The sequence below is a fragment of the bacterium genome, assembly GCA_035529855.1.
Taxonomy (GTDB): domain Bacteria; phylum RBG-13-66-14; class B26-G2; order WVWN01; family WVWN01; genus WVWN01.
The window spans coordinates 1-9776 of the sequence record DATKVX010000004.1 but is presented as its reverse complement, the minus strand read 5'-3'; the positions used below and the strand labels follow the sequence as shown (position 1 = coordinate 9776).

At 59.7% G+C, this 9776-nt stretch carries 9 protein-coding genes; 6 read left to right on the top strand and 3 right to left on the bottom strand.

Features of this window, described 5'->3' with window-relative positions:
* Positions 1-988 (bottom strand): helix-turn-helix domain-containing protein (locus VMX79_00250; protein HUV85525.1); only part of this gene is annotated, 988 nt, incomplete at its 3' end.
* A 299-nt stretch (positions 989-1287) separates the two neighbouring features.
* Here VMX79_00250 and trxA point away from each other — a divergent pair.
* From trxA to VMX79_00235, 3 genes are all read left to right on the top strand, one after another.
* Positions 1288-1614, top strand: coding sequence for a thioredoxin (trxA, locus tag VMX79_00245; GenBank protein HUV85524.1), 327 nt, complete (start codon positions 1288-1290; stop codon positions 1612-1614).
* Positions 1615-1899: 285 nt separating this feature from the next.
* Positions 1900-2610, top strand: coding sequence for a hypothetical protein (locus VMX79_00240; protein ID HUV85523.1), 711 nt, complete (start codon positions 1900-1902; stop codon positions 2608-2610).
* A 99-nt stretch (positions 2611-2709) separates the two neighbouring features.
* Positions 2710-3411 carry a hypothetical protein gene (locus tag VMX79_00235; GenBank protein HUV85522.1) on the top strand — a complete coding sequence of 234 codons (702 nt, stop codon included), beginning with the start codon at positions 2710-2712 and terminating at the stop codon, positions 3409-3411.
* 420 nt (positions 3412-3831) lie between these two features.
* Here VMX79_00235 and VMX79_00230 read toward each other — a convergent pair whose 3' ends face one another.
* On the bottom strand, positions 3832-4449 hold the full coding sequence (locus VMX79_00230) for a hypothetical protein (protein ID HUV85521.1): 618 nt from the start codon (positions 4447-4449) through the stop codon (positions 3832-3834).
* Between the two features lie 318 nt (positions 4450-4767).
* Here VMX79_00230 and purL point away from each other — a divergent pair, with 318 nt between their 5' ends.
* The 3 genes from purL to VMX79_00215 are packed head-to-tail and all read left to right on the top strand — an operon-like array spanning position 4768 to position 8894.
* Entirely contained in the window at positions 4768-7110 is a 2343-nt protein-coding gene (purL, locus tag VMX79_00225; protein HUV85520.1) for a phosphoribosylformylglycinamidine synthase subunit PurL, read from the top strand.
* A gap of 45 nt (positions 7111-7155) precedes the next feature.
* Positions 7156-7938, top strand: a complete 783-nt coding sequence (gene purQ / locus VMX79_00220) for a phosphoribosylformylglycinamidine synthase I (GenBank protein HUV85519.1) — start codon at positions 7156-7158, stop codon at positions 7936-7938.
* Positions 7939-7955: 17 nt separating this feature from the next.
* Positions 7956-8894, top strand: coding sequence for an NAD-dependent epimerase/dehydratase family protein (locus tag VMX79_00215; protein ID HUV85518.1), 939 nt, complete (start codon positions 7956-7958; stop codon positions 8892-8894).
* A 162-nt stretch (positions 8895-9056) separates the two neighbouring features.
* Here VMX79_00215 and VMX79_00210 read toward each other — a convergent pair.
* Positions 9057-9776, bottom strand: a 720-nt coding sequence (locus tag VMX79_00210) for a phosphate acyltransferase (protein HUV85517.1), incomplete at its 5' end; no start/stop codon positions are given.

Genomic DNA, 9776 nt, shown 5'->3' with positions numbered 1-9776 from the left:
TGGGGGGACAAGGGACATGGTACTCACCGGTTTCAGGTTCAACGAGGTCGAGGATGATAGGGGGCGGGGTAAACAGGTGCTCGGAGAGGCCGGGCCGCAAGGAGGAGGCGATTTGGAACGGAGACAGGTTCCCGCGGTGGCGGTTGCGGCGTTTTAGGTTGTAGTAGGCGACGTAGGTGTTGGCCTTGGCCAGGAAGTTACCCAACCCGTGGAAGCGCTCGCAGCGATAGAACTCATCCTGCACCGTACGGTGGAACGCCTCGACGTCGGAGTTGAACGTCGGGGCCCGCGGCGGGATGCGCACGTGCTTAGCTCCCCATCCTTCTACCGCCGCGGTGAACGCCGAGGGTCTTTTCGCCTTCGCCCCCCCTACGAACTCGGCACCGTTGTCCGTCTGCCATAAGCTGTTCTTTACGTCGCCTCCGTACGACGTGAGATGCCGCCCTACATACCGCGCGAACGTAACCGCGTTCGTCAGCGAGGCCTCGTACGCTAAAGCTACGACCACCATCCCCGTCCTCACGTCCCGCGCCGTATACTCGTACCGCGGCAACTCGTAGGCCTTCAGCGCCCGGTAATATTCATCTATATCCGTCAAGTGTTTGAGGTCGAACTGTACCTTCCCTAAGAGCCCCAGCCGCTTCTTCTTCTCTCTCAGGTCCCGCTTCTGCCGCCACCGCCGCTTCCCAGGTTTATAGGCCCCGTGCCGCTTCAATATATTATACACCGTCGGCGCCGAGCACGCCAACTCGAACCGCTCCACCAATCGCCTACCACCCCACGTAGGATACTGTTGCCGCAGCCGCACCACCAGCTTCTCCAACTTACGCGCCGTACGCCCGGGGCTCTTCTTCGGCCGCCGGCTCCTGTCCTCCAGTCCTTTAACCCCCTCCTCTCGGTACCGATCCCGCCACTTCCGCACCGTCTTCGCCGTCGTACCGTACGCCCCCGCCGTTCTCCTTACCCCGTGCTCCTCCGCGTATTGCACTATATCTACCCGTAACGTATATTTCCGTTGCTCTCCTCCACATATATCCTTATACTTTAGTCGGGACATCGGTACGCCACCTCCGGATTTTGGCGAAAGTCGAGCGGTTTATCCAACTCAACTTTACCATATCCTGGTGGGTACCATGTCCCTTTACTCTACAGTTGTACCGGCGGCCCGCCGCGCGGAGGCGCCCGCCATTAAGAGGTTGACAGGGAGCTCCCGCTTGACTTATCATATACGTCCCGGCTCAATCGACAGAGGAACGGCCCCCGCGCCGCTTTAGGAGGTCCACACGTATGGCGGAGAACATCCACGAGTTCACGGAAGGCAATTTCGAGGCCGAGGTCTTGCAATCGGACAAACCGGTCCTTATCGACTTCTGGGCCGAGTGGTGCATGCCGTGCAAGATGATCGCGCCGGCGGTGGAGGAGGTCGCGAACGACAACGCGGAGGCCGTCAAGGTCGGCAAGGTCAACGTCGACGAGAGCCCCGCTATTGCGTCCAGGTACGGCGTTCGCTCCATCCCGACGCTGCTCTTATTCAAGGGCGGCCAGGTGGCCGAGAAGATGGTGGGCGCGGTCTCCAAAGAGACCATCCAGGAGTTCGTCGATAAGGTCAAATAGCGCGGCTCGAGCCGAGGCTGTGCCGGCAACCAACAGCGTAGCAACGCTCCCGTCGCTGCTTAAGCGGCGGGTGTTTTTTTATGGGGGGAATATTATAGGCTATTTTTTTTATTACCAAACGGCCCGGCGTTATGCTATCTTGCGGGGGGGGGAAGGCGAGATATGACCGACGAACGAAAACCACCCGACGCGAACAGCTCCTAATGATGGGAGCGAGGCGTCGGGTTTTTTATTAGATAACCCGTGATATCTTTTGCGTAATTTAACCTCTCGGAGGGAATATTTATGACCACAGGAGAAGTAGTCCTCGCGGTTATATTTGCGATAACCGCTCTGGCGGCGATTTATTACGCGTACCAAGCTAAAGCCCAAGTCGAAAAAACCAAGGAGATCATTTTATTGGAGGAAAGGGATTTTGAACCGAACGTTTTCGCCGAAGTTAATAACCCGGAAATCGCATTAAAGACTTGGCGGAATGGGACGGTAGTAGAAACAGAAAATGTACCCATATTAGCACTTTGCCCAATAAGCGGTATAGCTATCCCGATTAAATACGCTAACTTATCAAGGGGTATTTCCGAATTTTTAATGACGGTTTCTCCATGGATAGAGAAAGCGGACGGTAAAACTATCTCCCTTTGCCCGGGGGTTACGCAAGGTTTATTCAACGGCAAGGCACGACATATAATGATTAGTAACGAAATCCGGGCTACTAACTTCGCAATAGACCTAGAGGCGCCCGGTATCGACCAGGAAGTACTCGGAACCCTTAGTGGTTATCCGGGTATTGCTGACGGAGTATCGGTTTTAGTTAAAAACCGTGTTTGGAGTATTCATATTCAGATATTTATTGATTACTTAAACGAAAGGGTACGTGTTATCCCGCGATATTACGATCATTATTATTCGGGCCCCGGTGTTAGAGTGGAAGGTTCTTATGTAATTGGGTTTTGGATATTCGAAGGGCGAAGCGAAACGCCGTATTTAGTTGCGTAAGCAACATACGGCCGCCCCGCGGCGCCGACGTCGCCGACTACGCTGCAACCCGGGACGAGGCGTAGAAGCTAGTTATTAAAACGATACGAAAGGATAGAAATGGATATAGCAAGGGAATTATTAAATTCCCAGAAAGCCGACTTATATAAAGCTATCGAAGAACGCAGATTTACGCCGGGGGATTTCGAGTGGAAAAAATACGGAAGCGAGCGCGGTCAAAATTACTTGGCGGAAGGTTTATCTTACCGGAATACCGGTTATTATTTCATTTTCGATTGTAGTTTTCAAGACGACTTTCCGCCACATTTGATCGATATAGTATGTTGTTCTCCGGGCGAAGAAAAAAAATGTGGCGCGTACGAAATGCGGAGTTGGTTAAAAACGCTCAAAGTATTTAATTATTGGTTATCTTGGGTAAAACGCGAAACCGAAACCCCGGATTATTGGGCACAACTAGCCGAACAAGCGATATCAGCATCCCCAACATTAGAAGAACGTAAGTTACAAGGGACTTTCGACGACGAAGAAAAAACGCAGCTTCACGCCGCCTTAAACCGCATCGAACACCGGTTAAAGGAAGGTCTCGATCTTAACGAAAGTCAAGTTAAATTTGTAACGCAAGAGTTAATCTATTTAAAAGAAAGCTCTAACCGTCTAAATAAAAAAGATTGGACTCTCGTAGCCATAGGCGCTATTATCAATATAGCTACGCAACTGGGATTAGACGCCCCTATCGTTCACGAATTATTCGGATACTTACGAGAAGGATTAGGCGGCGCTATTAAATTCCTTGGGAGCTGACGTAGATTTATGAACACCCTTTACTACGGCGACAACCTCGATATTCTGCGGGAATACATTCCCTACGAGCCCTAAGGTTTATTTTTTGGATTCGGATATTTTTAACGCGAGAAGTGGCCGGACCTCCCCGATACGAGCGAAACGTTCAAGGACGCCCCGAGGATAAAGCGCGAGAAGGGTCAGAAGTTACCGCTCGATAACTTCTAAACGAAAAAACCGCCGAATAACCGCGGTCGTTCCGATTACTTCGCAAGCCCTTTTGTTTATTTCTTTTTCGAAGGCTTTTGGGATAACGCGCTACCGGCGGCCGTTTTGCTCGGTTTAGATGTCCGCCCGTCGCGTAGGACTTTAGAAGCGGCTGAAGCTGCTCTCGAGCTCGTTACCTTACCTTTTCCTTTTCCCATACTTACACCTCCTTTATTATCTTAAGTCCTTCCAAATTTCTAAGAAGGAAAGCGCTTCTGCTCTTAAAAGCGCTTCTATATTCGGTATTCTCCGCGTAGCCTTAATTAAATACGCCCTCTGCACGTCTAAAACTCCAACGACGGTTGCCGGGTTTAGCTTTGTTTTCTTATCTAGAAGATACAATATTAAATCAATACGGTTCTTGGATAACTGTTCTGCTTTGAACCAAAGCTTGATTATATGGTCGTTACCATTTACGTTAACGCCTATTTCGGGGTTAACCCTTATTCGTAAACCCCCTTGAGCCCACGTTCCTCTCTTAGGCCCTATCCATAGTACCTTTTTCCTCCCTAACCAGCGCTTATAACCTTGCACGTTATTATCGTATAGCTCTTTTTTCTTTGCGTCACTTAACGTATCTAAGAAGGAATCTAAAACCGATTTCGGTTCGCCGTTTTTATGCATTCCCTCAATTCTATCCCTCAAACCTTTCCAAAAATCTGCTCGCGGATCATACTTTTGTCCGTATTGCTTCTTTGCGTCTCTAACTTTCGTGATTTTCGCCGTACCGCTAGATATTACGTAGTTTATAAATGTAGTCATGCTTATTTCGACCGGTTCTTCCTTCGCCATAATAATTCACCTTCCTCAGTGTTTGTTTTTTATTTATTTAATTATAAAGTATGTTTACCTAAAAAGTCAATCAAAATAAGCAATAGAAAAACCGCCCCTCGCGCGGCGACTTCCTTATTCCGTTAAAACGCGCAGAAGAATTGATTCGCGCCGACCTCAAAGTCGGCGCCTACGGGAACCCGTGCCGTCCCCGCCCGGTTGAACGAATACGGCCGCCCCGCCCCGCGTTCCGTTAAGATAAAATAGGATTATCTTAATTTCCGTTAAGTTTTTAATTGCGCCCGCGGGGGCGTTTTATTATTATGCGGGTAAGGCGCTATGGCGAAGAAAAAGGCGAAGGACAATCCAATGCAGGAGGCGCGGGTCCTGGCGGCGCGCTGGAACCTGCGCATCGACGCCGACGAGCTGAGCCGCGTCTGCGAGCTGCTGGGCCGCGCGCCCACCAAGGTCGAGGCGTTCCTCTTCGACGTCGCCTGGTCGGAGCACTGCTCGTACAAGTCGAGCCGGCGCATCCTGAGGCGCTACCTCCCCACGTCCGCGCCCAACGTCGTTTGCGGCCCGGGCCAGGACGCCGGCATCGTCCGCGTCTTCGAGGAGGACGGCGTTTCCCACTGCGTCGCGCTGGCCCACGAGAGCCACAACCACCCCTCGCAGGTGCTGCCGCTGGAGGGCGCGGCCACCGGCATCGGCGGCATCGTGCGCGACGTCTACTGCATGGGGGCCGACGTCGTCGCGGTCCTCGACCCGCTGCGGTTCGGCGCCCTTTCCGGCGAGAACGAGAAGCGGACCCAGGCCATCGCCCGGGGCGTGGTGGAGGGGATATGGCGCTACGCCAACGCCATCGGCGTCCCCAACGCCGGCGGCGACGTATACTTCGACGCGAGTTTTGACGACAACTGTCTGGTGAACGTCGTCGCGGTGGGGGTGGTGGCCGAAGCCGACGTCGTCCCGAGCCGCGTCCCGGCCGCGGCCCGCGACGAGCATTACGTAATTGTCCTGGTCGGCAAACCCACCGACGACTCGGGCGTGGGCGGCGCCTCCTTCGCCTCGGCCGTGCTCGACGAAGAGGAGGACGTCGCGAACAAGGCCGCGGTGCAGGTCCCGGACCCGTTCCTCAAACGCGTTCTGACGGTGGCGACGCACGCCGTCCTCGCCCGCGCGCGGGAGAAGGGCGTCCAAATCGGGATGAAGGACCTGGGCGCGGGGGGCCTGGGGGGAGCAGCCTCCGAGCTCTGCGCCGCCGCCAAGCTGGGCGGCACCCTCGACCTCGACAAGGTCCCGCTGGCCATCGAAGGCCTCGAGCCGCCGATAATAGCCGTGGGCGAGACGCAGGAGCGCTACGTCATCGCGGCCCCGGCCTACTTCGCCGAAGAGATATTGGCCATATACAACGACGAGTACGAGCTGCCGCGGGTCTTCCCGGGCGCGCAGGCCACCATCGTCGGCGAGGTCATGGAGGAGAAGTACTTCCGGATGACGGCGCGCGGCGAGGTCGTGGCCGAAATCCCGCTGGAGGTAATCTCGAGCGCGCCCAGCTACCGGCGGGAGGCCCAGGCGCCGGCGGCGCCGCTGGAGTTCGTCCGCCTGAAGCTGCCGGGGGACCTGGCGGAGACGCTGCTCGAGCTTTTAGGTTCGCCCGACATCTGCTCGCGCCGGCCGCTCTACGAGCACTACGACCGCAACGTCCAGGGCAATACCGTAGTCGAGGCGGGCGAGGCGGACGCCGCGGTCCTGGCGCCGTGGCCCGGCAAGGCCCAGGCCATCGCGCTGGCGTGCGACGGCAACCCGTACGTCGGGACGCTGGACCCCTACGCCGGCGGCGCCCACGCGGTCCTGGAGGCGTGTCGCAACGTCGTCGCCGTGGGCGCGGCGCCGGTGGCGGTCACGGATTGCCTGAACTTCGGCAACCCGGAGGACCCGGAGGTCTTCTGGTCCTTCGAGGAGGCGGTGCGGGGCATCGGCGACGCCTGCCGCGCGCTCGGGCTGCGCGGGACCGACGCGCCGCTGCCGGTCGTCTCCGGGAACGTGTCTTTTTATAACGACTCGAGCCGGGGCGTCCCCGTCAAGCCTTCCCCCATCGTATGCGTGCTCGGCTTTATGGAGGACTACGCCGTCGCCGTAACGACGCAGCTCAAGGAGGCCGGCAACCCCCTCTACCTCGTGGGCCGGCGATGGGGCGAGCTGGGCGGCAGCCAGTATTACCAGCTGCGCGGCCGGCTGGGGTGGCCCGCGCCCATGCCGCGCTTCGGCGAGGAACGCCAGATGCATGAGGCCGTCCTGGAACTCATCGAGACCAGGTGCGTGGCCGCCGCGCACGACGTGGCCGACGGCGGCCTGGCCGTCTGCCTGGCGGAAATGGTCGTCAGGCCGAGGTGGGCCGCGCCGCTGGGTTGCGCCGTCGATATCGGCCCGGCGCTCGGCTCGACGCCCGCCGACGGGGCGCTTTTCTGCGAGAACGGCGGCTTCGTGCTGGAGGTCCGCAGGGGCTCGGCCGAGGCGGCGGAGCTTATAATGGACGACGCCGGCGTCGACTGGTGGCGGCTGGGCGAGGTCACCGACGAGCCGAAGTTGACGATAAAGGAAGGCGGTAAGACTTTGCTCGAGCTCGCCGCCGCGGATATGGCCGCGGCCCGGAACGAGACGCTGAAGGAGTATTTTTAATATATTTTTCGGCGCCGTAAGGCGTAGGCATAAGGGTTATAATACGTGTCCCCTCTTCGAAAACCGAAGTTGGCGGTAATCCAGTTCCCGGGCGTGAACTGCGAGTACGAGACCGCGCGGGCGCTGGAGGCCGCGGGCGCGCGGGCGGACGTCGTGCGCTTCAACCTCCCGGCCGACGAGATACGCCGCTACGACGGCTACGTCCTGCCGGGCGGCTTCGCGTACGAGGACCGCGTGCGTGCCGGCGCCGTCGCCGCCAAGGATGCCGTCGTCGACGTTCTGGCGGAGGAGGCCGCGCGCGGCAAACCGCTGTTGGGGATATGCAACGGCGCCCAGGTGCTGCTCGAGGCCGGCATCGTGCCGGGGCGCGAGCCGGGCCGCGTCGAGATGGCGCTGGCTCACAACCGCCACCCGTACCATAAAGGTTTCCTCAACCGCTGGGTCTTCTGCCGCCACGAGCCTACGGGCGAAGTGCTGCCGCTCCCTATTGCCCACGCCGAGGGCCGCTTCACGTGCGCCGACGAGAAGGCCGGGGCGGCGCTCGAGCGCGACGAGCTGATATACCTCCGCTACGTGGACGAGGCCGGCAACGCCGTCGGCGAGGAGTACAACCCCAACGGCTCGATGTTGGACGCGGCGGCGCTCAGCTCGTACAGCGCGGCCGCGGTCGCGACCATGCCTCACCCCGAGCGCGCGAACTGGCTGTATCAAATCCCCCGCTACTTACCGGGGCCTTGGGGCTTGAAGCGGCGCCGCGCCGCGGGCAAGGAGCTGAACGCCCGCGGGCCCGGGCGCCTCGTCTTCGAAGACTTTTTAAAGCTGGTTTGAGAGGAGGAGTTCGCGTTATGAGAGCGCTGGTTACGGGGGGCGCGGGCTTCATAGGCCGGCACGTCGTAGGGTGGCTGCTGGGCCGCGCGTACGACGTCCTCGCGCTCGACAACCTTTCGAACGGTTTCGTGGAGAATTTGGCCGAATTCGACGGGAAGAGCGGCTACGAGGGCCTGCACGAGGGCGACATTTGCGACGACGCGACGTGGCGCCGATTGGCCGACGAGCGCTTCGACATAATCTATCACCTCGCCGCGGCCATCAACGTCCAGGAATCCATCGACGACCCCGCCGCGACCTTCCAGTCGGACGTGGTCGGCACGTTCAGGGCGTTGGAGTTCGCCCGCAAGCAGGCGAGCCGGTTCATCTACGTCTCCACCTGCCTGGTGTACGCGCCGGCGGTGGACGGGACGCCCATAAACGAACGCTACCCGACCAGGCCCGCGTCGCCGTACGCCGCGGCCAAGCTGGCGGGCGAGAACCTGACGCTGTCGTATTACCACGCCTACGGCCTGCACGCCCTCATCCTCCGCCCCTTCAATACTTACGGCCCGTTCCAGCGGACCGACGGCGAGGGCGGCGTCGTCGTGACGTTCCTGAATCATTTCCTCAGGGGGGAATCGCTCGTCGTCTTCGGCGACGGCCGCCAGACGCGCGACCTGTTGTACGTGGACGACTGCGCGGACCTCATAGGCCGGGCGGGCGAGTCGAACGCCGCCGGCTCGGTGATTAACGGCGGCCTGGGCCGCGAGATCGAGGTGCGCGACCTGGCGCAGAAGGTAGCCGGCGAGGAGGGGCGGGTGGAGTTCGCGCCGCACCCGCACGCGCAGGCCGAAGTGTGGCGGCTGGTGTGCGACAACGCCAAGGCCGGGCAGCTGCTGGACTGGCGGCCTAAAGTGCACCTCGACGAGGGCATCGCGAAGACGCGGGCGTGGATGGCGGAGAAGTTAAAATAAGAACCGATTACTCGCGAAATAAAAAGCCGGCCCTCGCGGCCGGCTTCTTTTTCTAAGTAGGGGACGACCTTTAGGTCGGCCCGAACAAGGGGCTTAAGCCCCTTGGCTCCCTTCCCTCAGAACGACCACGCGAAGGCCGGCGTTGTTATTTGATACGGGGTATTACGTTACCTGCGTCGCGGCGATGGCGACGACGTCGACGATGTCGTCCACCTTGGCGCCGCGGCTGAGGTCGTTCATCGGCTTCGCGAGGCCCTGCGTTATGGGCCCCACGGCCCGGGCGCCGGCGAGCCGCTCGGTTAATTTATAGCCGATATTGCCGGCGTTCAGGTCCGGGAAGATGAGGATGTTGGCGCGGCCGGCCACGCTCGAGTCGGGCGCCTTGCGGGCCGCTACGGCCGGGACCGCCGCGGCGTCGAGTTGGAGCTCGCCGTCCAGCGCGAGCTCGGGCGCCTTCTCCCGGGCGAGCTTCACCGCCTCGCGGACCTTGTCCACCAGCTCGTGGGCCGCCGAGCCCTTGGTGCTGAACGAGAGCAGCGCGACCCGCGGTTCCCTCTCCATCAGCCGCTCGAAGGAGCGCGCCGTCGTGACGGCTATGTCCGCGAGCTGTTCGGGCGTCGGGTCCACCACCAGCGCGCAATCGGCGAAGAAGAATACGCCGCCCTCGCCGAGCGCGGCGTCTTTCAGAAGCATGGCGAAGAAGGTCGAGAGCGTCCCGACGCCCGGCGCCAGGCCGACGAGGTGCAGGGCGGCCCGCATGACCGTCGGCGTCGCGGTGGCGGCGCCGCCCACGACCGCGTCCACGTCGCCCCGCCGCAGCAGGTAGGCGCCGAAGTACATCGGCTCGGCGACGGCGCGGGATGCCTCCTCCGGCGTCAGGCC